This is a genomic window from Psychrobacter okhotskensis, assembly GCF_965638355.1.
GTDB classification, from domain to species: domain Bacteria; phylum Pseudomonadota; class Gammaproteobacteria; order Pseudomonadales; family Moraxellaceae; genus Psychrobacter; species Psychrobacter okhotskensis.
Window position 1 is genome coordinate 1,294,202 of the sequence record NZ_OZ281822.1, and the last position, 25,809, is coordinate 1,320,010.

The window sequence follows — 25,809 nt, forward strand, 5'->3', positions numbered from 1 at the left end:
AATAATGACAACAATGAATAAGCAGTGGCGTTTAAAAGAAAGACCTGTTGGCGCACCGAGTGCGGAGACTTGGGATTATACCGAGTCAGAACTACCGACCATCACAGACGGTCAGTTACTGATAAAAATTGAATATATCTCGATGGATCCAGCGATGCGTGGCTGGTTAAACGATGCCAAATCTTATATCGAACCGGTACAGATTGGTGATGTCATGCGCGCGGGTACCGTGGGCGAAGTGATTGAAAGTAAGCATGAGAAGTTTGCCGTCGGCGATTATGTCTGTGGTCACAATGGCGTGCAGTCGTATGCAGTTAGTGATGGTACTGGTTTATACAAAGTTGATCCAAACCTTGCACCCTTATCTTATTACTTAGGCGTGCTCGGTATGCCGGGTATGACCGGTTACTTTGGCTTATTAAAAACAGGTGAGCCAAAAGCTGGCGAGACGGTGGTCGTCTCTGGTGCTGCGGGTGCGGTTGGTGGTTTGGTTGGACAGATTGCAAAACTAAAAGGCTGCCGTGTCGTTGGTATCGCAGGCGGTGCTGAGAAATGTAAATTCTTAGTCGATGAGCTAGGCTTCGATGCTGCGGTAGATTATAAAAATGAGGATGTCAAAAAAGGCTTAAAGCAAGCTTGTCCAAATGGGGTAGATGTCTTCTTTGACAACGTAGGCGGCGATATCTTAAATGACGTCCTGACCCAAATTAATCTGCGCGCGCGTATCGTGATTTGCGGTGCGATTAGCCAATATAACAACACCACAGCGGTAGAAGGGCCGTCAAACTATCTGTCATTATTGGTCAATCGTGCCCGTATGGAAGGCATCGTTGTCTTTGATAATATCAAAGAGTATCCAATCGCGATGAAAGAGATTGCTGGCTGGATTCAGTCGGGTGAGTTAAAAGTAAAAGATCATATCGTTGAAGGTATCGAGACTTTCCCTGATACGTTGATGATGCTCTTTAAAGGTGAAAATTTCGGCAAACTGGTACTTAAGGTAGAGGGATAAATCATGACACTGAATACAAATGGAATTGCATCAGACGTAGCCAGTAACGTTTCTGGTAAACGTATTTTAATCACGGGCGGTGCGTCTGGCATTGGTGCGGCAAGTGCGTTATTGTTAGCCAGTCGCGGTGCGAAAGTCGTGATCGGTGATATGGCCGAAGAGATGGGCGCAGCCGTTGCCAAGCAAGGTCAAGATGCGGGCAATAGTATCGTCTTTAAAAAAGTTGATGTGACGAGTGGCGACGAAGTGCGCGCATTATTTACCTTTGCCATGGAAACGCTGGGTGGTCTTGATGTGGTGGTAAATAATGCGGGCATCGACCATCAGCCTGCACCGATGCATGAGCTAAGCGATGAGGATTTTGACCGCAATATCGCCGTTAATTTAAAGGGTGTTTGGCATTGTATGCGTGCCGCCGTCACTTGTATGGCTCCGAATGGCGGTGGTCATGTGATTAATGTGGCATCAATCGCAGGACTTCGTTCTGCGCCGTTGCTATCAGCTTATAGCGCTGCCAAACATGGCGTGATGGGACTGACGAAGTCTGCTGCTCATGAATATGCGCGCGTCAATATTCGTTTTAACGCCGTATGTCCAAGCTTTATTGATACGCCAATGGTGCAGAATACCATGGCGAAGATGGGCGAGCGCGCGCAAAAAGCCACTATTAATGCCAGTCCATTACGCCGTTTAGGTAAAGTCGATGAAGTGTCTGGCGCGATTGCTTGGCTCGCGAGTGATGAAAGCAGCTTTATGAATGGTCATGCGTTTACCCTTGATGGCGGTATGTTGGCTTAATAGTCAAATAACTGCTAAATCATTACGCTGTTAGCCTCGCTCGATGTACCATGCGTACTATCTACACTCAGCTGCCTTGTAATAGATTTGCAGTTTTTCGACTATAATTTATTAAGTGGTTACGATAAAAAATTGAAAACTGAATAGCTAATTCAAAATATAAGGAATAACGATGAAAGATTTATTTGATTTAACCGGCAAGATTGCTTTAGTCACTGGTGCCAGTCGTGGTATTGGCGAATCTATCGCCCGCTTATTGGCGTCAAGAGGCGCGCATGTGATTGTCTCTAGCCGTAAGATTGATGCTTGCCAAGCGGTCGCTGATAGCATCGTCGCCGACGGTCATAAAGCCAGCGCCTTTGCTTGTCATGTGGGTGATATGGATCAGATTGAGGCGATTTTTGAGCATATCAAAAGCGAATTTGGTCAAATCGATATTTTAGTTAATAACGCCGCGGCAAACCCTTATTACGGCCATATCTTAGATACCGACTTAGCCGCTTTTGATAAAACTGTAGAGGTCAATATCCGCGGTTATTTCTTTATGTCGACGGCAGCAGGTAAGATGATGCGCGAGCAGGGCGGCGGAGTGATTTTAAATACCGCATCGGTCAATGGTTTGGTCGCGGGTGACAAGCAAGGTATCTACTCAATCACTAAGGCGGCTGTCATTAGCATGACCAAAGCCTTTGCCAAAGAATGCGGGCCATTAAATATTCGCGTTAATGCGCTGCTGCCAGGGTTAACCGACACCAAATTTGCCTCAGCATTGACTACCAATGATAAAGTCTTAAAGATGGCGCTACATGCAATTCCGTTAGGACGCGTGGCTAATCCTGACGAGATGGCAGGTACGGTATTGTACCTAGTCTCTGACGCGTCAAGTTATACGACGGGCGCAACGGTCGTGGTTGATGGCGGCATGTTGGCTTAATCCGTTTATCACTATCGCTATATTTTTATAATAAAAAACACGTTCATTAGTAACGTGTTTTTTTATGTCTCAACGTTCATTACTTTTAGTTCACTACTTTCAGCTCATTGCTTTAAATTTATCTACTCGCACGTTTTGATATGAGGCGATTTAATAAGTGTAAGCCCTTTTCAATGATATTCGTCGTCCGCTGCATTAATGGACTCAATGGCTTGGGGTGCATATTAATTTTACTCATATCATTACCATAATGGGCTCTGACACGATTATTCATAATAGCAAACCACAGTGGCGGGATATAGGCGGGCATAATCATCGTGGCATAACCTATCGGCAGTTGCGGCGCTTCCTCAAAGTGTCTAAGCAGTTGATAGGCGCGGCTTGGATGCGCATGATGATCAGAATGGCGCTGCAACTGATACAAAAACAAATTGGTCACCGTGTGATTACTATTCCAGCTGTGCTCCGGCTGCGTACGCTCAAACTGCCCGTTATCGTCTTGCTCTCTGAGCAGACCGTAGTGCTCTAGATAGTTCACCACTTCTAACAGACTAAAGCCGTATACCGCCTGCAAGCCAATAAAGGGTAGAATCTTTTTGCCAAAAGCCTTATAAAGGGTGGCATAAAGTACCGCCGACATCGCCCAACCTTGCAACAGCTCGTTGTCTTTACTCCAAAAGCCTTTTTGTCGACGGGCGAGCCGTTCGGTTTCAATGTTTACGGCGGAACGTAGACCACCAAAAACCGTACGCGGCAAAAACTGCCAAAAGCTCTCGTTGTACTTGCTACTGGCTGGATCTTTTGGGGTCGCGACCCAGCGGTGATGACCGAAATTATGCTCTATGGCGAAATGTCCATAGGCCGCTGGTGCAAGGCTGACGCGCGCCAAAGTACGATTTAAGTGGTCAGACTTATGACCAAGCTCGTGCGCGGTATTAATCGCAATACCACTGCCAATGCCTGCTGTCAAGGCAACGCCTAAACGATTATACCAAGGCAATTTTCGCTGACTATACTGGTAAGCTAGCAGACCAAAAGCCATATATTGTAACGGTATAAAAGCATGAGCAATCCACTTATAATAGGGGTCTTGGGCAAGCGCTTGCATAGCGCTATCAGGTGGGTTGCTATCATCTCGACCGACCAACACATCCGCCAACGGTATGATACCGTGGATCAAGATAGTCCCTGCCCACGCCAGCGCTGTATTTTTAAGCTCAAAACCTTTTTGATCTCGTAATCCTAACGCGAACAAGCAGCCTAATAGAGGCAGTGATGGACTACACAACCAAAACCGCCTTTCTGGGTCGCGCCATAATGAGCCATCCACCGCATCTTGAATGATGGCATGTTCTTTGATGCTTAATGTCTTAGTCATTATACGGTCCTTGTATAGTTAAGCTTCTATAAATCAGAAACGGTCTCAGACTTATCCAGTCTATTATTTATTGCACTCTTACTTGATTGCCTGATAGCCACTTCAAACCGTTCCATTTATATATAGTTGAATCACTATAAAAAATATAGTGCTGCTGGGATGAATTTTGCGCAGCCTCTGTCAGCGCAGACACAGCATGCAAGTAAAATTTATACCAGTAGCACTGGTAATATTAGCGTATCGGTTTTATGTCGAATTGACTATAGTATCAATCAAAATTCTGATAATTTATTATGACCTTTGATATCATTCAAGACGGCGTTGATTGACAAAAAAATCTCACTTTGCGTCCAAAAGTGCAAATATATTCAGATTTAATCGTCGGACTTCGTTATGTTGAGAACTTATACATAGCGTATATACGGTAATTAACGTTGATAACGCTCTTTGAAGTGAGTAGTTTGGGCGTGTCATCAATTAGCATATTGATACATTTAGTGGTCTTAAAATGGCTAAATTTTGCCAAACATCGTCAGAAATCTTGTCAATATGTTCATATTTACGGCAATTACTTCCTTGTTTGGCTGCAATTTTCCTCATTTTAAGCCTCACAATCTAAATGATGACACACCCTAGTATTGGTCTAAAATATGGATATTTTAAGTCGACTGTTTGATGAGATGCATTTGCAAAAGGTGCAATATATCACTGTCAATGCGCGCGGCTCTTGGCAACTGGTACAGAGTAGACAGGATGATTATTTGAGCTTTATTGTGGTTATCAGTGGCGAGGTGCATCTGTGCTATGGTAATGATAATAATGACAGGCAAGTGATCACAGCCAACAATATGATGATGTTGACCACACAAGACAGCTATGTCTGTCAATCAGCACCAATGGTGTCTAATCTAACGGCTAAAACAATCATGCCTGCACACACTGAAGGTCAGATTGGCTTAGAGATTGACAATACAGATAGCGGTCATAAAATTATTGCCCAAGGTAACCATGTTCAAACTAAGCATACTCAAACTAATCATATGCAAGATAATGAGACTCAATTTATTGTGGTACGCAGTCAGTTTGACACCGATATGGCAAGACCTTTGCTATCTGCGTTGCCAGCCAGTCTGCCGCCAGTGACCCAAAAGCACTCGGCTTACAATGATGTGGTGAATATTGGGTTGCAGTTTTTCTTATTAGAAGTGAGCTTGCAGCGCCCCGGCAAAACCACGATGCTTAAGCGCTTGGCTGGCATGTTGATGATTGAATGTATACGCGAGTATGTCGAACAGCTAGAAATGGCATCAGGATTTAATGACAGCATAAATCACGCTACGGATAATACCCTAGACAGTACGCCATCGTGGATTGATCATCCATGGCAGATAAACATTGATGCCGACAACAGTGGTGAAAATAATGCCATTAGTAACGGAGATGAAAAGGGCAACTGGCTAGCTGCCCTAAAAGATCCTTATCTATCAAATACCCTCTATTTGATGCACCGCTACCCAGAAGATGCTTGGACGCTACAGAGCCTAGCAAAAGCATCTGGGCTGTCGCGCTCAGGACTTAATGAGCGTTTTAAGCAGTCCGTTGGTATCACGCCGCTGGCATATCTGAGTCACTATCGCTTGCGACTGGCGGCAAGATTTTTGCGGCAAGAACAGTATTCAATTAGCAAGATTAGCGAATTGGTAGGCTATGCGTCAGATCACTCGTTTAGTGGTGCATTCAAGCGGCGTTACGGGCAGTCACCCAGTCATTACCGCAAATCCCATAGCAAAAAATCAACGCCATAACGTGAATGTTGGTCACAAATAGATGGATGACTACGGGCGATTAATTGTGAGGATAACGATGAAAACAACAATAGAAACCACAATAGAAGCAAATATGAAAAGTCCTATTAAAGATAAAAAGCAGCCTCATCATAATGTAATGATAAACAATCATATAAAAACGAAGACGTGGCTATTTGTCCCTGCGACTCGAATCGATAGAGTAGCAAAAGCCTTTACGAGCGGCGCAGATGCAGTGATTGTCGATCTAGAAGATGCGGTCGCCTGCGAAGATAAAACGCAAGCTCGCGACTCTGTAAAAAGTTATTATGACGAGCAGGATAATGTACAAAACCCACGACCGATTTGGCTACGTATCAATAAAGCGGGTAGTGATGAGTATAAAAAGGATTTAGAATTGTGCCAACAGCTGCCTAATCTGGCGGGTGTCGTATTGGCGAAAGCCGAACAAGCATCGGATATTGAAGCAGTTTATCAAGCCACTAACTTATCGGTAATTGCCTTAATAGAAAGTGCGCTTGGTCTGTATCAGATAGACGAGATGGCAAAAGCATCAGGGCTGTTGACATTTAGCTATGGTTTTTTAGATTTGTGTAATGACTTGGGTGTCACTGTTGGAACGCCAGCAGCAGACATCATCGCCAATCAGATTCGCTATCAATTAATCTTAACGGCAACAGTACATCAATTATTAGCGCCTATTGATACGGTTTATCCTGACTTTAAGGACGACGAAGGTTTAAGTGCTACAGTACAGCTTTGGTCACAGATGGGCATGTCAGGGATGCTGTGTATTCATCCCAAGCAAGTCGCCACCGTGCAAGCATCTTTACAACCAACAGAGAGCGAATTGTCATTTGCCAAACAAGTGCTAGAAGAGTACGACAGAAGCGGACAAGCGGTGTTTAAAATAGCAGGTCAGATGGTCGATGCGCCCGTAATCGAGCGCTGCCGTCAGTTGCTGAGTGGATAAAAGGTTGTTAATAGAGTGCGCCGAAATAGGCTAAAAAAGTAAAAAAGGCGCAGTACGGCTGGTTTTTGACTTTGCGACTTCTGCTGGCGTGCCTTCTACCACAATAAGACCGCCCTCATCACCAGCACCCGGACCCATATCGATAATCCAATCGCTGTTGCTAGCAACTTGCATATCGTGCTCAACCATAATCACCGTATTACCGGTTGCGACCAGCCCATTTAACTGTGCCATCAGCATCGCGACATCAGAAGGATGTAAGCCAGTCGTTGGTTCATCGAGCACATACAGTGTATCGCCGCGCTGGGTACGCTGCAGTTCGGTAGCAAGCTTGATGCGCTGTGCTTCGCCACCAGACAACTCGGTCGCTGGTTGCCCAAGTCTTAGGTAGCCAAGCCCAACTTTTAGCAAGGCATCTAAGGCGCGCATTATTGGGGCATCATCAACGAAAAATTCAGAAGCCGCTTCGACCGTTAAATCAAGTACTTCAGCGATATTTTTACCTTGATAAGTAATTTCTAAGGTTTCGTCATTGTAGCGCTGACCGTGGCACACTTGGCAAGGCGAGTAAACACTCGGCAGAAATAGCAGCTCAACGCTGACAAAACCGACACCTTCGCAATTTGGGCAACGTCCTTTTTTAACGTTAAATGAAAAACGTCCAGCATCATAGTGCCTTGCTTTTGCTACTTTGGTGGCAGCAAATAACTTGCGCACATGGTCAAACAGTCCAGTATAAGTGGCCAGATTTGAGCGCGGTGTGCGCCCGATGGCTTTTTGGTCTACAGTGACTAAGCGTTTGATATGCTCCATACCACTGACTATCTCTCCGCCTATTGGCGTTTCTTGTTCTTGCTCCAGTAAGGCCGCTTCATCGGTGGGCGCTTCAATCACAGTTTTTTGCCCTAGCGCATTGTAGACCAGTTCAACCAACGCTTGACTGACCAAACTCGATTTCCCCGAACCTGAAACGCCCGTCACTGTGGTTAACACCCCTAAAGGAAATGCCGCATCTAACCCTTGTAGATTATTACGCTCGATATTGGCAAGTTTTAGCCAATGATTAGGTTGTCTTGGCTGCTGGCTTGTTAATTGATGGGCTTTTGGTTGCTGGGTTTTTAATTTTTTATTTTTGGAATCCCCATTAAAAAGATATTGTCCAGTATAGGAATCAGAGATATCTTGCAAGCCTGCGACAGGGCCGCTATAGATGATTTCACCGCCGTGACTGCCCGCTTTTGGTCCGACATCGACTATCCAATCGGCGTGGCGAATGACGCTGACATCATGCTCGACAATGAATAATGAATTACCCGCGGCTACCAGTTCATCTAGAGCGCCTAATAGCGCCTGAGTATCGGCAGGATGCAGGCCAGCGGACGGTTCATCGAGTACATAAACCACGCCAAATAGTTTAGAGCGAATTTGAGTGGCAAGTCTTAGGCGCTGTAGCTCACCGGGCGACAAGGTAGGTGTGGTACGTTCAAGTGATAAGTAACCTAGCCCAAGTCTGGTTAACGCTTCTACACGCGATAAAATGTCGCTGGCAATACGCTTGGCAACGATGGCTTTTTCACGATCGGGCATATCATCGCTGAGTTTTTTATTGGCAGCGTTGTGAAGTTTAAGCGCCAGTTCAGTCAAGGTTAATTGTGACAACTCGCCAATATCAAGCCCTGCAAATTTAACCGACAGCGATTCTTGTTTTAACTTTTTGCCATGGCAGCTTGGGCATTCTGAAATTTGCATAAACTGCGCCACACGTTTTTTGGTACGTGGACTTTGAGTGGTGGCAAAAGAATGTAAGACGAAATTTTTTGCACTGGTAAAAGTGCCTTTATAATTGGGTTTTTCACCTTTTTTGATTGCTTCGCGTACTTGCTCGAGATTGTATTCTGGGTAAACTGGCACTTCTGGGGTTTCATCGGTAAATAAAATCCAATCGCGGGTTTCCTTGGGTAAGGTGTTCCAAGGTTTGTCGATATCGTAGCCCAGTGTGGTCAATATCCGGCTCAGATTCTGCCCTTGCCATGCTGGTGGCCAAGCAGCAATGGCGCGTTCTCGAATGGTTTTCGTCTTGTCAGGCACGAGCAAATCTTCTGTGACCTCAAACACGCGGCCAATACCTGAGCAAGTAGGGCAAGCACCTTCTGGCGTATTTGGCGAAAAGGCATCGGCATATAGCATGTCTTGCCCAGCAGGATATTCGCCTGCTCGCGAGTACAGCATGCGTAGACCATTTGAAATCGTCGTCACGCTACCAACCGATGAACGTACCGACGGCGTACCGCGCTGCTGTTGCAAGGCGACCGCAGGCGGTAAGCCTTCTATCGAATCGACATCAGGCTCGCCAACTTGGTCAATCAAGCGCCGCGCATAAGGCGATACCGAATCAAGGTAGCGGCGTTGCGACTCAGCAAACAAGGTACCAAATGCCAGTGACGATTTGCCTGAGCCTGATATACCGGTAAAAACGACCAACGCATTACGCGGTAAATCTACATCGACATTTTTGAGATTGTGCACCCGCGCGCCCCTGACCTGAATGCTTTGTGCAGCGGTAAGGTTGTGATTTTTGAGAGAAGTGTTAGATTTTCTATGATTAGATTTCTTATTATTGGTTGTCATACAACGCTTATTCCTTTGACTAAAATCGGCTTATTAACGCTTTGATTCAACAATACCCTATCTGTTTGATACTGTGTTCTTTTAATATCGTATCTGCTTAAAGTCATCCTACCACCTTAAAATCAAATCACTGCGCAGGCTTACGCTTTATATACAGAGGATAGACACAGCAACGTCAAACGATAACCTTTATAAGGTTTACCCTATAAATTGCAGATTATAGAGGTTAAGAGATACGGCGTTTTGAACGCTATTAAGCGGGCAAGTGGCGCGTTAATTGAGAATGCTTTATCATTAACCTTATCTATCAATCATTTATAAAAGCATTCTATGATTTTTATCAGCAATACCATTAGCCTGAATGACAGTGAAGTAGAGATTAGCGCCATACGCGCGCAAGGAGCAGGCGGGCAAAACGTCAATAAAGTCTCTTCTGCGATTCATTTGCGTTTTGATATTCCCGCTTCGAGCTTGAGCGATGTCATTAAACAGCGTTTATTGGACAGCAAAGACAGCCGAATCACCAAAGAAGGTGTGCTTATTATTAAAGCGCAGCAGTTTCGTACCCAAGAACGTAATCGAATTGATGCGCTTGAGCGGCTGCAAAGCTTTATTATAAAAGCCACTCATGTCAATAAAACCCGCAAAGCGACCAAACCTAGCAGAAATGCCAAACGTAAACGCGTCGATCAAAAAACCCAGCGCGGTAAGACCAAAGCGTTACGTGGCAAGGTAGATTTTTAAATAGACTGCTTGTTTGCTACTTTTAAATAAACCAAACAGCAAAATGCCAGCCCATTTAATTGGCTGGCATTTTATATAGGCTTATTTATTATCAGATTTTTAGCTAACCAAGTCTTCTGCTTAATTCGGGAAAGCGCTTTATCATAAATAACATCAGTAGCAGTGACACACTGGCGATAGCGGCACCAACATAGCCGACGCTTGATATTGAAATATGCGTTACTGCATAACCACCAAACAGCGCACCTGCGCCAATGCCTAAATTAATAATCCCTGAGAACATCGACATCAGCATGTCTTGCGCCGTGACATCGACCATGATGACTTTGGCTTGCATGGAGATAATCAGCAGCATCAGCGCCGCGCCCCACAGTAACGCAATGAAACTCAGCGCCCAGATGGAGGTCACGGCAAACAATAGCACCAGCATAGATATCAGCATTAATATGATCGATATCAGCATCAATCTGGTATTAAAACGATCACCCCAGCGACTGAATATCACACTGCCTGCAATCCCTGCTACTCCAAATAATAGCAAGACAACCGTCGCGGCGTTTTCACTTATAGCGCCAACCTGCCGCATAAAGGGTTCGATATAAGAATAAGCGGCATAGTGCGCGGTAAAGACCAGTAAAATGAGTAGATACAAACAGACCAATAAGGGGTTTTTAAGCAATTCTGGAATTTTTCTAAACGAGCCTTCAAACATACTTGGTAGCATGGGCAATAGCCTTGCTTGCAAGATAAAGACGATAAAAGCAATCACCCCAATACCGCCAAAGGTTGCCCGCCAGCCAAACCATTGACCGACTAAGCGCCCTAGTGGCACGCCGAGCACCATCGCCAATGAAGTACCGGTTGCAAGTACACTAAGTGCCAGTGCTTTTTTGCCTTCTGGTGCTACGCGTATCGCAATCGCCGCTGTGATTGACCAAAATATCGCGTGCGAAAGTGCAATACCAACGCGGCTAATCAGCAATACATCAAAGCTCCAAGCAAATACTGATAACACGTGGCTGGCAATAAATACCACAAACAAGCCCAAAAGTAAGCTTTTACGCTCAAATCGGCTGGTGAGCAGCATCAATGGCAATGACATGGCCGCGACAATCCACGCATACAGCGTCAACATCCAGCCAGTTTCTGCTGTAGTGATGGAAAAATCTTGGGCGATGTCACTTAATAGGGCAACGGGGACAAATTCGGTAGTATTCATAATAAAGGCGCTGACGCCCATCAAAAATACTTGGAAATACTGAGTTCGGCGAGCATTTGCGCTCACCTCAAGGTTATGTTTCATATGATCCAATACAAATAAAGAAGGCGCTAATAGTGCAAATTAGCTGAAAAATAATTCATGAGTTTAAGCGTGATGTCGGAAATACATGGCGGCATAGGTCGTAATGATGAAAAAGAGGAGGGCAAGATAGCAAATCAGTTGCGGTATGTCAGAGCCTATCATCAGACCCTACTATTTTATCAGGAATCGACCGTTTTTTTGTAGGAGAGTCTTTAAAATTAGCGACCAAATAATTGGTTGAATGGCTAAGTAAATCTGATGATGGCATCAGTGTCAGTTACATAGTGTTTATAGTGAGGTATCGCTATTTACGCTTGAATATAGGTATGATGACGCCATAGGCTAGGAATGCCTGATAACGTGATTTTAAATAATCATTGATATTTTACTAGGGCGTGTCTTCATTTCAAAAATGGCGATAAAAATGAGATAAATTGCCGTCAACCAAGAAAAATAGCGTAGATAATATCGGGATATTAACAAGCTATTTGACGATGTTTGGCAAGATTTAGCCATTTTTAGCCCATTTAGATGACTATCGAGTGAATTGAAAACACGCCCTAAGATGGGATAAAAGAAAAGCAATCTATGAAAACCGACACCAATAAACCATTAGCCTTTAGACGATATCCTTCAACGACGGCGCTGCAATGTTTTGAGACCGCTGCTCGTCATTTGAGTTTTACCAATGCCGCGCAAGAGATGCACATGACCCAAAGCGCCATCAGTAAGCAAGTGGCGCAGTTGGAGGAGATGCTAAACCTGTCTTTGTTTTATCGGACGCCGCACCGGATTTCACTGACCCCTGCTGGCAAGTCATATTATCTTGAAGTGTTAGAGATTTTAAAACATATCGAGGTGGCGACCACCAATTTGATGTCGCATAGCAGTAATACCGAGCTGCTAAAAATCGTCTCACATCCGACATTTTGTGCCCGTTGGTTGATTCCAGCACTCAGTGGCTTTAGTCAAGAATACCCGCTTATTAACTTGGATATTAAAGAGCTGGCGGGGCCATTTTTTTCTGAAGACCAAAATGTCGATATTGCTTTTTTATATGGTGATGGCATGTGGAGCAATATGGAGGCCATAAAACTGTTCGATGAATACTGCGTTGCGGTCTGTCAGCCGCAGTATTTGCGAGATAAAACACTGAGTACTGAGTGTATAAATGACTATGTGTTATTGCAAATAAGCTCGCGCTTAAGTGCGTGGTATGAGTACTTTAAGCAACAAGATATCAGCGTCGATGGCACTTTTGTAGGTCCACGTTTTGAGACTTTCCATGCTTGCATTTCTGCCGCCTTACTGGGCTATGGTATAGCCTTAGTGCCGTTACGTTTGGTTGAGCCCGAGCTACAATCAGGCGCTTTAGTGCTGGCGTGGGATTATGCGGCAAAGGGTCGCGGCAGCTATTATGTGACTTATCCTGTCTCTTCAGGGCAATCGCATAAGGTCAAAGCGGTTTTAGAATGGATTACGGCTTATTTAGCAATCTCAGATGAGCGTGAAAAGGCGTTAGGGTTGGTTTTATAATGTCCTGCTGTTTTTTTCGATAATCTAAAGTGTTTTTTATAGCACTGGTCTTGTTTTTTTTATCCTACAAAGTTATTTGCTGTGAAAATTTAACAAGCTAAAAAAACTGCCTTAATACGCAGTTTTTTTTGTTTTTAAAGGATTCGTTTAGGGAGCTAATTTACTGGCAATGACAAAAAGGAATGCCACCACAACTATTATTCGTTTGCTGCCGGAATGATGTTTTGTTGAAATGAGTCTAACTCAAGGAAGAGATAGAGATTCATCATGGACAAGCTTTATAACGTGACCGATGCCTTTACGATGGTGCATCCGCTCACGCTCGTCAAAGGCAAAAATGCCAGAGTTTGGGACGACAATGACCGCAGCTATATCGATTTTGTCGGCGGTATCGGCGTTTTAAACTTTGGTCATTGCCATCCTTACATCGTTGACGCCATCATTCAGCAAGCCCAGGCGCTGATTCACTATGCCTACAATGCGGCAGCGCATCAGCCGTATCAAAGCTTTATGCCGCGATTGTGTGAGCTTGTGCCTATTAGCGGCGAGCTGGCAGGGATGCTCACCAACTGCGGTGCAGAAGCAACCGAAAACGCTATAAAGATAGCATGCATGAAAACGGGTCGCACAGGCGTCATTGCGTTTGATGGTGGCTTTCATGGGCGCACACTGGCTGCGGTCAATCTCAATGGTAAGGTCGCGCCTTATAAGCGCGGGCTTGGTGCATTAGGGAGCGGCGTTTATCATATTCCTTTTCCCAGCCCCGATAACAATATCAGCGACGAGCAAGCGATTGATGCGCTCCAGCGTTTATTTATGGTAGAAACCGATATCGATAATATCGGTGCCATCATCGTCGAACCTGTACAAGGGGAAGGCGGTTTTCAATTGATGTCGCCCACCTTTGCGCAATATCTACGTAAGTTTTGTGATGAGCACGGCATGTTACTCATCATGGACGAAATTCAATCCGGCTATGGTCGTACGGGTACGCCGTTTGCTTTTACCCATTTAGGGATTGAGCCTGACCTTATTTTACTTGGCAAAAGTATAGCAGGCGGCTTGCCTTTAGGTGCGGTCATAGGCAAGGCTAGTGTGGTCAATGGTCTTCCTAAAGGCAGTTTGGGCGGTACTTATTCTGGCAATCCAGTTGCTTGCGCCGCTGCCAATGCCACGCTTGATATCATGCAAGCTAATGACGTTTGGCAGTCAGCCAAGCATTATGCCCAGACGATTGAGACGACCATCAGCCAATGGCAGCAAGAAGGTATCTCACCTTGGTTATTTGGTCTTACTGGTATCGGTGCGATGCGCGGTATCGAGCTGCGCCATCCTGAGCATGATGTGCATCCAAGTGTGATGGCGCAAGTATTAACCAAAGCCCGCGAGCGTGGTCTATTGCTGATGCCAAGTGGGCAATATCGCCATATCATTCGCTTATTACCGCCACTTACCATAGATTCTGACACCCTAAAAGAAGGGTTGGATATTCTAAAAGAGGTACTCATCGCGCTTCCTGATGGATTGCCTGCCGCTTAATGTTTAGGAGTGCTTAGGCATGTTTAGGAGTGCTTAGGCGTGCTGAGGATAGATAGCGCATCGTCATAACCAAATGCTCGAAACAAAATACTTATTATTAAGCTAAAGATTTATTAACTCTATTACAAGGATGTTTATTTGTGAAAAATAGTAGCGTCAGTCCAGATAAGGATTTTATCTGCAGCGATGATATCCGCCATCATTTTTCTATGGCCATGTCAGCCATGTATCAGAACGAGGTGCCGCTATACGGCGACTTGGTTGATTTGGTCAGTGAGGTCAATACCGAAGTATTAACCTCACATCCTGATATCAAATCACAACTGCTGCATACGGGCGAGATTGAGCGCCTAAGCATGGAGCGCCACGGGGCGATTCGGCTGGGTAGCGCAGCAGAGCTGAGCATGATGCGCCGTCTTTTTGCCGTGATGGGTATGCACCCTGTCGGCTACTACGATTTAGCGCCTGCTGGCGTGCCGGTGCATTCAACAGCTTTTCGCGCGCTTGACTCGCATTCATTGCATAAAAGCCCCTTTCGCGTTTTTACCTCGTTATTGCGTTTAGATTTGATTGTCGATGAAAATTTACAACAAGAAGCCACGGCCACACTGGCGCAGCGTCAGATATTCACTGCTGGCGTTATTGAGCTTATTGAAGTCTTTGAGGCGCAAGGTGGTTTGACTACTGAGCAAGCAGAGCAATTTGTCCAAGAAGCGTTAGAGACATTTCGTTGGCATGATAAAACGCCGGTGGCAAAAGCGCTCTATCAGCGTCTATTAAATCAGCATCCGCTCGTCGCTGATGTGGTCGGCTTTAAGGGTCCACATATCAATCATTTAACGCCTCGAACCTTGGATATTGATGCCGTACAACAAGGCATGCAAGCAAGAGGCATACCCTCAAAAGCCATTATCGAAGGGCCACCGCGTAGAGCGTGTCCTATCTTATTAAGGCAAACCAGTTTTAAAGCGCTACAAGAAGCGGTTGGCTTTAAAGTTGCTAATAACTCAGACGCTAGCCATGAAGAGTACGAGCAAGGGCATCATACCGCGCGCTTTGGAGAGATTGAGCAACGCGGTGTGGCGTTAACACAAAAGGGCCGCGCGCTTTATGATGAATTATTGGCCGCAGCTCGCCGCCAGCTTGGTGCTACCCCAAATGAGGACAATGCGGCTCAGTATAATCAAATTTTAACTGAGGTATTTACCGCTTTTCCTGATGATTATCAAACTCTACACGATGAGGGGCTGGCGTATTTTTATTACCAGTTGACGGACAGCACCCTTGATTCTGAGGACGGTCAAGCGTTGTTGGCCGGCAGCTTAAGCAATGATGATTTGAATAAACTGCCTAATGCTAAGCTGACTGCTCTGATTAATGATGAAGTGCTTCGCATTGAACCCATCGTTTATGAGGACTTTTTGCCTGTCAGTGCCGCCGGTATCTTTCAATCGAATCTGCAACAGGCGCAGCCAAGCCAATATGATGGTTACTCAAGCCAACAAGAGTTTGAACGTGATTTGGGGGCAGTCATTTACGATGAGATGGCATTGTATGAAGCGATGCAGGCGCAAAGCCTTGAGCAGTGCCTGTCTAGTGTCAATATTTAGTAAAATTTAGGCTAAAAATAGCCAGCGTATAGCCGACTTATTACTACGTCATTCCAAAAAGGAATGACTGCAAGAAATTTATTATTTTGCAACTTAGTAGGTAGCAGGGTAATTTTATAAGTCAGTCAAGGACGTAGTAAACCATTATACCAATAAGCAAAGGATTGATTATGATTAAGCAATACATGTCTGCCATGGGTGTCAAAGAAGAACAATATCAACATGGCGATTTTGAAGTCAATACGCCTATAGACGGTACGGTTATTGGCAAGATAACTCTAGATAGCGTTGATGATGTTAATAATAAAATCCAAAATGCCAAACAAGCCTTTCAAGAATGGCGTGTCGTTCCTGCCCCTAAACGTGGTGAGCTGATTCGTCTGTTGGGTGAAGTCCTGCGTGAACACAAAGAAGACTTAGGTATCTTAGTATCGCTAGAAGCCGGAAAAATCAAAGAAGAAGGCCTTGGCGAAGTACAAGAAATGATTGATATTTGTGACTTTGCCGTGGGCGTATCGCGTCAGCTTTATGGTCTAACCATCGCCTCAGAACGCCCAGGTCACCACATGCGTGAGACATGGCATCCACTTGGCGTCATCGGCGTCATCTCTGCCTTTAACTTCCCAGTCGCCGTTTGGTCTTGGAATACGGCACTGGCCATCGTCTGTGGCAACCCTGTCATCTGGAAACCTTCAGAAAAAACCCCACTTGTCGCCTTAGCTTGCCAAGCGTTATTTGAAAAAGCCTTGGCAAAATTTGGTGAAGCACCAGCACATTTATCGCAAATTATATTGGGCAAAACCGATATCGGTAATGCGTTGGTTGAAAACAAAGACATCGCTTTAGTCAGTGCCACCGGTAGTACGCGCATGGGCCGAGAAGTGGGGCCAAAAGTCGCTGAGCGTTTTGGTAAATGCTTGCTTGAGCTTGGCGGTAATAACGCCATGATTTTGGCACCCACTGCCGATTTAGATTTGGCGCTACGTGGCATTTTATTCTCAGCAGTAGGAACGGCAGGGCAGCGTTGCACCACCTTACGCCGTCTGTTCGTTCATGAGTCAGTCAAAGACGATATCTTACCGCGCGTTAAGTCTGCATACGAGACGGTGAGCATCGGCCATCCGCTTGAAGGCAATTTGGTCGGTCCACTGATTGATGAAGACAGCTTTAATAACATGCAAGCGGCGTTAGAAAAGGCTCGCAATACTGGCGGTACAGTCACGGGCGGCGAACGTGTACTAATGGATAAATTCCCCGATGCTTATTATGTGACCCCTGCGATTGTTGAGCTTGATGAGCAAAATGACGTGGCACGTAGTGAGACGTTTGCGCCTATTTTATATGTCATGCCTTATAAAGAATTTGACGATGCGCTAGCGATGCAAAACGATGTACCACAAGGGCTGTCTTCTTGTATCTTTACCAATGACTTGCGTGAAGCTGAAACGTTCCTCAGCGATCGCGGTAGTGATTGCGGTATCGCCAACGTCAATATCGGCACCAGCGGTGCTGAGATTGGCGGCGCATTTGGCGGCGAAAAAGAAACCGGCGGTGGTCGTGAATCAGGTTCTGATGCATGGAAAGCTTATATGCGTCGTCAGACCAATACGGTCAACTATTCAACCGAGCTGCCACTGGCGCAAGGCATCAACTTTGGCTAGTAAGAATGTGATGTGATGTGATGTGACGCTTGTTAAGTAGGCTCAGCGCCTATTTAACAAGCCAAGTATCAATTGTTTTGGTAGCCAATTATTAAGTATTTATTGTTTTGGTATGAAAGCCTGCGCAAGTGATGAATAACTATTCATGATTTCAAAAACAGGTTTTTTTACTCCCTTTTTAGTACTCTTTTCAGCGTTTTTTTTAGCATTATCAGCAGCCATGGATTGGTTGTTCCCACTACTGTTATATCTATGACAACAGTAACCACTACTAAGGAAGGTAGGTGTCTTATGATGGATGATAAACCTTATGACGAAGCTAAAGATGGCTACGGTCCGTCTTCTAGTTTTTTATTAGATATTGCACCTCTGGTGTTGACTGCCATTATTCTGATGGTGCAGTTTTTTGTATTCAAAGATTTTACCCCTCACATTCCCTTAGCTTGCGGTCTTTTAATCACCGGCTTGTTTATGAAGCTGCGTGGCCGTGATTGGGACGGCATGGAACAACGCTTTTTAAAGGTTGTTAAAATTGGTCTACCGGCCATGATTATCTTGATGGGCGTTGGTATGCTCATCGGGGCTTGGATTATCGCTGGTACCGTCCCTACGATTTTATACTACGGTTTTAGCATTTTTTCCCCTTCATCATTTCTAGTCTCCGTTTGTCTTATCTGCGCCATTATTTCTGTCGCAACCGGTACCTCTTGGGGCACGGTTGGTACAGTCGGTCTTGCTATGATGGGTATTGGGCTAGGCTTGGGAATCCCGCCGTCACTAACGGGCGGCGCTATCGTTTCTGGTGCTTTTTTTGGCGACAAGATGTCTCCTCTATCAGACACCACCAACTTAACGCCAGCAGCGGCTGGTGTTGAGCTTTGGGATCATATTCGCGGTATGTTGCCAACGACGGTACCTGCCATGGTGACTGCATTAATTATCTACGCTTGGATTGGTATGGGTTACGGTGCAGAAAATGTCGATTTATCGTCGATTAAAGACATTCAAACCTCACTAGCGGCAAACTATAACCTCAGTATTATTACTTTATTACCTGCACTCGTGGTTGTCATTGCGGCGGTGATGAAAATGCCAGCCATCCCAACGGTATTATCCGGTGTAGTGGTTGCAGGGCTGGTTGCTTTTTTTATGCAAGGCGTGGGTGTTCATGACATCTTCAACGTCTTACAAAATGGTTTTGTCAGCGAAACTGGCTTTGCTGTCGTCGACCAACTGCTGTCTAAAGGCGGTGTCATGTCAATGACATGGGTTGTGACCTTGACCATCTTTGCCTTAGCATTCGTCGGCGCCATTGAGCATTACGGTACGCTCAAAGCCATCATGGCAAAAATTAATAAGATGGTGAAATCGAGATTTGGTTTAGTGATAACCACTTATGCCAGCACGATCGGTGTCGGTACTTTGATTGGTGACGTCTATACCACACTGGTGTTGCCAGGTCGTCTACTCAAAGACAAATATCAAGAAATGGGCTATAAGCGCACGACGCTTACGCGCTCTATTGAAGATACTGGCACTCTGTTATCTCCTCTGATTCCTTGGAACATGGGTGGTAGTTTCGTTGCGGCAACCCTAGGTATTGCGACCCTTACTTATGCGCCCTTTGCCTTTGCCTGCTGGTTATCGCCGCTATTTGGTTTGTTATGGGCATTCTTGGGTAAATTTATACCACGTGAAGAGCCATCCGTAGAAAAGCTTGACACGACTACTTCAACGTCAATTAGTGACGTGTGATACAAGGGAGCATGAGATGTTACAAGAGCACTGTTTATGGAACATGACTGCACCCAATATTGAGTCCCACAGTCAAATGACTAATGATACTCAAGCAACTATCTGTATTATAGGCGGCGGTTATACCGGGTTATCGGCTGCGATTCATTTGGCAGAAAAAGGTGTCAAAGTTATCCTCTTAGAGAGCCATACCATTGGCAGTGGCGGTTCAGGAAAAAGCGTAGGGCTCGTCAATGCAGGTACTTGGGCGCGCCCTGATGATTTGAATATTGCGCTAGGTGAAGCAGCAGGTGAGCGTTTAACTGAAGCCCTTGGACAAGCCCCAAGCTTAGTATTCGACTTAATCAAGCGTTATAATATCGATGCACAAGCCACTCAAGCTGGCAATATCCACATGGCACATAACGCTAAAGGTGAAGTCGATGTCGATGTTAGATACGAGCAGCTAAGTCGTCGCGGCGCGAATGTTGAGGTATTAACTGGCAGTAAATGCCACGAATATTGTGGCACCAAAAATATCAATAAAGCGTTACTCGATCACCGTGCGGGTACCATCAATCCGCTGGCTTATGTCAGAGGACTGGCCAAAGTAGCGGCCAGTCTTGGTGTCACTATCTACGAACATTCAGCCGTTGAGGCACTAGAAAAAGTAGACGGTCATTGGTATACAAGAACCACTAAAGCGCGCGTGAAATCTGAGCGCGTCATTATTGCAACCAACGCTTATACCGAAGGCGAGTGGACAGAAATCAAAAAGACGTTTTATCTAGTGTATTACTATCAGATTGCGTCTGAGCCGCTCAGCGGAGAGGCGGCAGATCGTATTTTGCCATACAAAACAGGGGCATGGGATACACGCTTGGCCTTGTCTAGCTTTCGCCGTGATGACGATGATCGCCTCTTATTGGGAACAGTGGGTGGTACACAGCTTAAACCTAAATCCTTCTATCAATCTTGGGCCAATGCGGTGCAACAAAGCTACTATCCAGATTTGCCAGCATTTAAGTGGCAGTATGAGTGGACTGGTAGCTTCGGCTTTACGCAAGATCATATCTTTCGAGTCATGGAACCCGCTGAAGGTTTACTGACAGCAACGGCTTATAATGGTCGTGGCATTACCACAGGCACGCTAATGGGTAAGTGCTTTGCAGATTATATAATGACAGGTAATAGAGACAGTATTCCCTTACCATTTAAGAGGTTAGAAGAGGCAAAAGTCTCTTTTGGAGGGATTAAGTCTGGCTTTACTGAGCTGGGACTGACTTTATATCATGCGGGTCAATGCTTGAGAATCATTGGATAGCTTTATATTGGATAACTTTATTGAGTTATCGTCTGATTTTGCTAAATTTTTTTAAATATCAAGATATTTAGACTTTGACGATGATAGAAAGACATTAATATTTGTTTGATTACTAAAGCGTATCAATATCAATATTTATTTTCTAGTATCTGATATGCTATCATCACTGAGTCATTATCGTGGGTTTAACAGTTTTGTATCGTCATCCGTTATTTTAATGAATGGCAGCGTACAAACCTTGCAACTTCCAGCACGATATAAAACAATTCTGGTAAAGCGCATGAGCCTGTACTCCGACATCCTCATCTGTGCCTGTTTTTATTTGCCTACTTGGGCTTATTTCAACCTTTTTCGTCGGAGTTACAGGAGTCTAAGGTGTTCAATATCATGAGCCACATTGCCAACCAATCCAAATATACCCGTCATTATCATCCACGTCATCTTCTTGCACAGTATGCGATCAATCAGATAGCAACACTTGAGCTGCGTCCGCAAGATATTATCAAAGCCATGGGTTATCCTATCAAGCATACCATCCCTGCTTGTGAGCGACTGCGTCATGTATTGTCGAACAAATATCTTGGGCTTGATGGCAGCTATCTTGATAAATATTTTACTGCTGATGAGTTTTTAATAGCATTATTTACAGTGCTTGAGATACCTCATGTACCGTTTGCAGAAGATATTGCTCAAATTAAAGAGGATTTAACGCATTATCCTAGCCGGTTGCCAAAATATAGTTTGCGAGCAGAGGTAAACTTTGAGTTTACTGCGAACGTGAACTGGATGGCTCGTGGTGCTGCTTCACGCTTGGCTCATATAAGGCTGCCAGAGGGATTTGCCAAACTAGATGAGTCTGAGCGAGCGTCGATAGTGAAAAAAAGCATTGCCGAGCATTATTGGCAGTACGAGGGCAACCTACCTAATAATGGTATGGTTAAAGGTTATCAATTAATCACTGAACAGCGTAATGAAGTGGTTGATAGCGTAAAATATGCTCTACCAAAATCTAAGGCGTGTTAAATGCTAAATGTCTAAGCAAAGCCTGACGGTAATGTCAGACTGCTGACAGTGGTGCCGAGTGCGAGATTTGACTAGTCACTTAACGGCGCTTTTTCACACACCTTTCCTTGCTCGTCTTGTTACAGATATTCTTTAATTCACATTACTTCTAAAGCTTAGATATTCGGCAGTGATAGCATTGGCATCTTCAATTTGTGGATAATGTCCCAACGCTGACATCTCAGTAACATTGGCATTCGGGATCAATTCACGGTAACGCTGAATCATATGTTTACCTGAGATGGGATCTTTGGCCCCTGCCACCAGTTTAATTGGTATGCTGCTATTGATAATCGCGTCTACCCAGCGTTCACGATATTGTTGACGTTGTGGTATATAGTTAATCAGTTTATGCATCACTGCTAGACCATTATTATGAGTTAACAGCTGCCATAACGTTTCGATGACCTCAGGGGTTGGCGGCGTTGCTGGCCCAAATATTTGTTGTAAATTATCCGCAAACTTCTGCTTATTAATGAATTTGGATACCAAAGGACCTAAGGGCGACAATAATAATTTTTGAATCAAGATTGGTTTGTGAGTCTCAGGAAACAGGCCACCATTTAGAAAACAAACACTGTCAATGCGCCTTTTACTATTGTCACTACTGCCACTAACTTGCCTAGCTAATAACTCTTGTGCGACTGTGTCACCATAATCGTGTGCCAAAATATGATAGTCATGGATGCCAAGATTTTGCAAAAAAGTCTCAAAAATATCAGCCTGCTCACTAATTAAGTAGCGCGCGTCTTTGGGTTTGTCAGACAAGCCAAACCCCAACATATCGAGAGTGACAACGTAATAATGCTCAGTGAGCTTCTCCCACATACCTTCCCAATCCCAACTGGCACTGGGGAAACCATGAATTAACAGTAATACTGGCGCATTTTTATCTCCACCCTGACGGGTAAAAATTTTCTGACCGTCAATAAATACGAATTGTCCCTGTTGTTGCCATTCATTCAGCGTTATCATTATTGGCTCACTCCTCAAAAGACGGATCAGTTCGGTGCAGCTTTCTTAATAAGGCCGGCCACGCAATATCACCATTGGCTTCTTTAGTTACTTGCTTCGATGCCGCTTGAATGCCAGCCAATATTTGCGGTGATATCAAGGTTAATTCACTGCCGCCGCTCTGCGCTTTGATTTGGACCTCGCACGCTTTTTGCAAGATGTACATGTTTAAAAAGGCATCGGCCACAGTGCTTGCACAAGTGAGCAAACCATGATTGCGTAAAATCATGAAATTGGCTTCTCCAAGATCAGACACTAAGCGCACTTTTTCTTCAGGGTTCAAAGCGACACCTTCATAGTCATGATAAGCCAAGTTAGATAATGGAAATAAGGATTGTTGCGAGATAGGCAGTAATCCTTGCTGTTGGGTAGATACAGCCACACCGTCGCTGGTATGGAGGTGGATAACGCAATGGGCATCATTACGAGCTTCGTGGACGGCACTATGAATGGTAAACCCTGCAGGATTGATATCGAATTCTGATGACGACACTTTTTCACCAGCTTGATTGACTTTGACCAGACTAGAGGCGGTAATCTCTTCAAATAGTAAACCATAAGGGTTAATCAAAAATTCATCCTCAGTATTTGGCACACGTGCCGAAATATGAGTAAAGACCAAATCATCCCAGCCATACAAGGCAATCAATCGATAACAAGCGGCAAGGTTGACTCGCATCTGCCATTCTTGTTCAGTTACATTGTCTTTTACGTTTCATTTACATTGAGTGTTGAATTGCTTTTCATTATGTCATCCTTGAATTTCTTAGCTATTTTTGAAAGGCGATGAATCCATCATTTTGTCCGCACGGCTCCCTCAAATCTATATCCTACGATAAGTAAAAGCAATTGAATTCTTTATAAAGATAACTGTTACTCGCTTATGACACGTTTAAGATAGATGTTTGAAATCAATAGATTTCATTTAATTTCTATTTTGATAATTAGATTAAACGTTTGTATCCTCCAATTTTATTTCTTATGATCTCACCATTGTCATACACCTAAAGGAGCCTATGAGTACCATATCCTCTAAGAGTGAAAATTATTATTGAGGGTCAGTGTTCGCATTGTTATCATAAGCGAGTGAAAGATGTTGCTGCTGTTTATCGTGAAAAAGATAAAAGTTTAAATATTATCTATTTATTGATTGCATCTGACAGATTATCAAAGACTATGAGAGCTTATAAAAAATTTTGATAACTGTTGTTGATCATTAGAAGTCTTTGCAGAGCGATATCGCTCTGCAAAGACTTTTTCTGTTAACTAATGAGACAGAAGATTTTAGAAGCTAATACAGCGTAATAAGAGCTAATTCTTGCTGAATGAGTAAGAATATAAAGGAAGAATGAGGTAACATTAGCGTTAGAAGTAAGGGACGATTTTCAATAAAAAGGGAGTTTTACAATGAAGGGAATCACGCGTTTTTCGAATAGTTTGATGGAAAAATACTTACCGGATCCATTTTTATTTGTCATCATCTTAACCGTCGTGATTTTTGGTATGGGCTTAGGTCTAACCGATTCTTCACCGGTACAGATGGTGGCATATTGGGGTGAGGGCTTCTGGGCATTACTCGCGTTCTCAATGCAGATGGTACTGGTACTCGTCACTGGCTTTGTATTGGCAAGCAGCCCAATATTTAAAAAAGGATTGGGCAAACTTGCCGGCTTTGCCAAGTCGCCCGGTAGTGCGATTATTTTAGTAACCTTAGTCTCGCTTGCAGCGAGTTGGATCAACTGGGGATTTGGCTTGGTCATCGGTGCGTTATTCGCCAAAGAATTAGCGAAGCGTGTTGAACATGTCGATTACCGCTTATTGATTGCCAGTGCTTATTCTGGTTTTATTATTTGGCATGCCGGATTCTCGGGATCGATTCCTCTATCGATTGCCACAGAAGGCCATCCGTTCGTTGATAAAATTGGTATTATTCCGACGAGTGCGACTATCTTTGCGAGTTATAATTTAATTATCGTTGCAGCCTTGGTTATTATTGTGCCGTTATTAAACCGTCTGATGATGCCAAAAAAAGAAGATACGGTGACGGTGGATCCAAAAGTGTTGGCTGATCCAATCATTGAGGAACTACCAGAAAAATCAGCCATGACACCAGCAGAGCGTTTGGAAAACAGCTGGATACTATCGATGGTTATCGGTGTCATGGGCATAGCCTTTATCATCTATTATTTTGTGCAAAACGGCTTTGCATTGACGCTCGACTTGGTCAACTTTATGTTCTTGTTCCTTGGCATCATATTTCACGGAACACCGCGCAAGTATTTGATTGCCGTGCAAGAAGCGGTCAAAGGCGCAGGCGCAATTATTGTCCAATTTCCGTTTTATGCAGGCATTATGGGTATGATGACGGCGTCTGGCTTGGCAGCTGTTATGTCAGAAGCGTTCGTCAGCGTTTCGTCAGCAGACACGTTGCCACTTTTTGCCTTCTTAAGTGCAGGACTCGTCAACTTCTTTGTCCCGTCAGGGGGTGGACAGTGGGCAGTGCAAGCGCCGATTATGTTGGAAGCGGCAGAAATGCTTGGTAGTGACCCTGCAAAAGTTGCCATGGCGGTGGCATGGGGCGATGCTTGGACAAATATGATCCAGCCATTTTGGGCATTGCCCGCCTTAGCAATCGCTGGACTAAAAGCCAAAGATATCATGGGCTTTTGTGTCATCGTGTTGATTGTCAGTGGCGTTGTGATTGGTCTGGGATTATTGTTCTTATAAATAAATGCTAAAGTAATGACCTTGCTT

At 44.5% G+C, this 25,809-nt stretch carries 20 protein-coding genes; 14 read left to right on the forward strand and 6 right to left on the reverse strand.

Annotated elements, in window-relative coordinates; all coding sequences use genetic code 11:
* Positions 1–4: 4 nt before the first annotated feature.
* The 3 genes from ACSUPM_RS05570 (at position 5) to ACSUPM_RS05580 (ending at position 2,744) form a co-directional block, all read left to right on the forward strand.
* Complete coding sequence (locus ACSUPM_RS05570; RefSeq protein ID WP_436880263.1) at positions 5–1,012, forward strand: NADP-dependent oxidoreductase; 1,008 nt, start codon at positions 5–7, stop codon at positions 1,010–1,012.
* A 3-nt stretch (positions 1,013–1,015) separates the two neighbouring features.
* Positions 1,016–1,810 (forward strand): SDR family NAD(P)-dependent oxidoreductase, encoded by a 795-nt coding sequence (locus ACSUPM_RS05575; RefSeq protein WP_025650848.1) that lies wholly within the window; start codon positions 1,016–1,018, stop codon positions 1,808–1,810.
* A gap of 172 nt (positions 1,811–1,982) precedes the next feature.
* Complete coding sequence (locus tag ACSUPM_RS05580; RefSeq protein WP_101212030.1) at positions 1,983–2,744, forward strand: SDR family oxidoreductase; 762 nt, start codon at positions 1,983–1,985, stop codon at positions 2,742–2,744.
* Positions 2,745–2,862: 118 nt separating this feature from the next.
* Here ACSUPM_RS05580 and ACSUPM_RS05585 read toward each other — a convergent pair whose 3' ends face one another.
* Positions 2,863–4,122: an alkane 1-monooxygenase gene (locus tag ACSUPM_RS05585; RefSeq protein WP_436880264.1), complete on the reverse strand. Its 1,260-nt coding sequence runs from the start codon at positions 4,120–4,122 to the stop codon at positions 2,863–2,865.
* Positions 4,123–4,772: 650 nt separating this feature from the next.
* Between ACSUPM_RS05585 and ACSUPM_RS05590 the strand changes: the two genes are divergently transcribed.
* Both ACSUPM_RS05590 and ACSUPM_RS05595 read left to right on the forward strand, forming a co-directional pair.
* Entirely contained in the window at positions 4,773–5,927 is a 1,155-nt protein-coding gene (locus tag ACSUPM_RS05590; protein WP_201584002.1) for an AraC family transcriptional regulator, read from the forward strand.
* Between the two features lie 58 nt (positions 5,928–5,985).
* Positions 5,986–6,900: an HpcH/HpaI aldolase/citrate lyase family protein gene (locus ACSUPM_RS05595; RefSeq protein WP_227693100.1), complete on the forward strand. Its 915-nt coding sequence runs from the start codon at positions 5,986–5,988 to the stop codon at positions 6,898–6,900.
* Positions 6,901–6,930: 30 nt separating this feature from the next.
* Here ACSUPM_RS05595 and uvrA read toward each other — a convergent pair whose 3' ends face one another.
* Positions 6,931–9,528, reverse strand: coding sequence for an excinuclease ABC subunit UvrA (gene uvrA / locus ACSUPM_RS05600; protein ID WP_201584005.1), 2,598 nt, complete (start codon positions 9,526–9,528; stop codon positions 6,931–6,933).
* A gap of 330 nt (positions 9,529–9,858) precedes the next feature.
* Here uvrA and arfB point away from each other — a divergent pair, with 330 nt between their 5' ends.
* Entirely contained in the window at positions 9,859–10,272 is a 414-nt protein-coding gene (gene arfB / locus ACSUPM_RS05605) for an alternative ribosome rescue aminoacyl-tRNA hydrolase ArfB (RefSeq protein WP_201578215.1), read from the forward strand.
* Between the two features lie 103 nt (positions 10,273–10,375).
* Here the strand turns inward: arfB and ACSUPM_RS05610 are convergent, their stop codons facing one another.
* Positions 10,376–11,575 (reverse strand): sugar transporter, encoded by a 1,200-nt coding sequence (locus ACSUPM_RS05610; RefSeq protein ID WP_025650853.1) that lies wholly within the window; start codon positions 11,573–11,575, stop codon positions 10,376–10,378.
* A gap of 588 nt (positions 11,576–12,163) precedes the next feature.
* Between ACSUPM_RS05610 and ACSUPM_RS05615 the strand changes: the two genes are divergently transcribed.
* The 4 genes from ACSUPM_RS05615 to amaB all read left to right on the forward strand — a co-directional run bounded on the left by ACSUPM_RS05615 (position 12,164) and on the right by amaB (position 17,921).
* Positions 12,164–13,111: a LysR substrate-binding domain-containing protein gene (locus tag ACSUPM_RS05615; protein WP_201575696.1), complete on the forward strand. Its 948-nt coding sequence runs from the start codon at positions 12,164–12,166 to the stop codon at positions 13,109–13,111.
* A 267-nt stretch (positions 13,112–13,378) separates the two neighbouring features.
* Positions 13,379–14,650: a 2-aminoadipate transaminase gene (locus ACSUPM_RS05620; RefSeq protein WP_201575704.1), complete on the forward strand. Its 1,272-nt coding sequence runs from the start codon at positions 13,379–13,381 to the stop codon at positions 14,648–14,650.
* Positions 14,651–14,859: 209 nt separating this feature from the next.
* A complete protein-coding gene (gene hglS / locus ACSUPM_RS05625; RefSeq protein WP_413786496.1) occupies positions 14,860–16,260 on the forward strand; it encodes a 2-oxoadipate dioxygenase/decarboxylase HglS in 1,401 nt (466 codons plus the stop codon).
* A gap of 170 nt (positions 16,261–16,430) precedes the next feature.
* The gene (amaB, locus tag ACSUPM_RS05630) at positions 16,431–17,921 is read left to right on the forward strand and encodes an L-piperidine-6-carboxylate dehydrogenase (RefSeq protein WP_201575708.1); all 1,491 of its coding nucleotides are present in this window, start codon (positions 16,431–16,433) and stop codon (positions 17,919–17,921) included.
* A 99-nt stretch (positions 17,922–18,020) separates the two neighbouring features.
* Here the strand turns inward: amaB and ACSUPM_RS05635 are convergent, their stop codons facing one another.
* Positions 18,021–18,143: a hypothetical protein gene (locus ACSUPM_RS05635; RefSeq protein WP_264754737.1), complete on the reverse strand. Its 123-nt coding sequence runs from the start codon at positions 18,141–18,143 to the stop codon at positions 18,021–18,023.
* Positions 18,144–18,212: 69 nt separating this feature from the next.
* Here ACSUPM_RS05635 and nhaC point away from each other — a divergent pair, with 69 nt between their 5' ends.
* The 3 genes from nhaC to ACSUPM_RS05650 all read left to right on the forward strand — a co-directional run bounded on the left by nhaC (position 18,213) and on the right by ACSUPM_RS05650 (position 22,002).
* Positions 18,213–19,676: a Na+/H+ antiporter NhaC gene (gene nhaC / locus ACSUPM_RS05640; RefSeq protein WP_350642525.1), complete on the forward strand. Its 1,464-nt coding sequence runs from the start codon at positions 18,213–18,215 to the stop codon at positions 19,674–19,676.
* 16 nt (positions 19,677–19,692) lie between these two features.
* Positions 19,693–20,979, forward strand: a complete 1,287-nt coding sequence (gene amaA, locus ACSUPM_RS05645) for an L-pipecolate oxidase (RefSeq protein ID WP_350642523.1) — start codon at positions 19,693–19,695, stop codon at positions 20,977–20,979.
* 387 nt (positions 20,980–21,366) lie between these two features.
* Complete coding sequence (locus ACSUPM_RS05650; protein ID WP_350642521.1) at positions 21,367–22,002, forward strand: hypothetical protein; 636 nt, start codon at positions 21,367–21,369, stop codon at positions 22,000–22,002.
* Positions 22,003–22,134: 132 nt separating this feature from the next.
* Here ACSUPM_RS05650 and ACSUPM_RS05655 read toward each other — a convergent pair whose 3' ends face one another.
* Entirely contained in the window at positions 22,135–23,016 is an 882-nt protein-coding gene (locus ACSUPM_RS05655; RefSeq protein ID WP_350642519.1) for an alpha/beta fold hydrolase, read from the reverse strand.
* Positions 23,017–23,023: 7 nt separating this feature from the next.
* Positions 23,024–23,734, reverse strand: coding sequence for a class II aldolase/adducin family protein (locus tag ACSUPM_RS05660; protein ID WP_201566044.1), 711 nt, complete (start codon positions 23,732–23,734; stop codon positions 23,024–23,026).
* Positions 23,735–24,462: 728 nt separating this feature from the next.
* Here ACSUPM_RS05660 and ACSUPM_RS05665 point away from each other — a divergent pair.
* A complete protein-coding gene (locus tag ACSUPM_RS05665) occupies positions 24,463–25,782 on the forward strand; it encodes a short-chain fatty acid transporter (RefSeq protein ID WP_025650863.1) in 1,320 nt (439 codons plus the stop codon).
* Positions 25,783–25,809 lie beyond the last annotated feature (27 nt).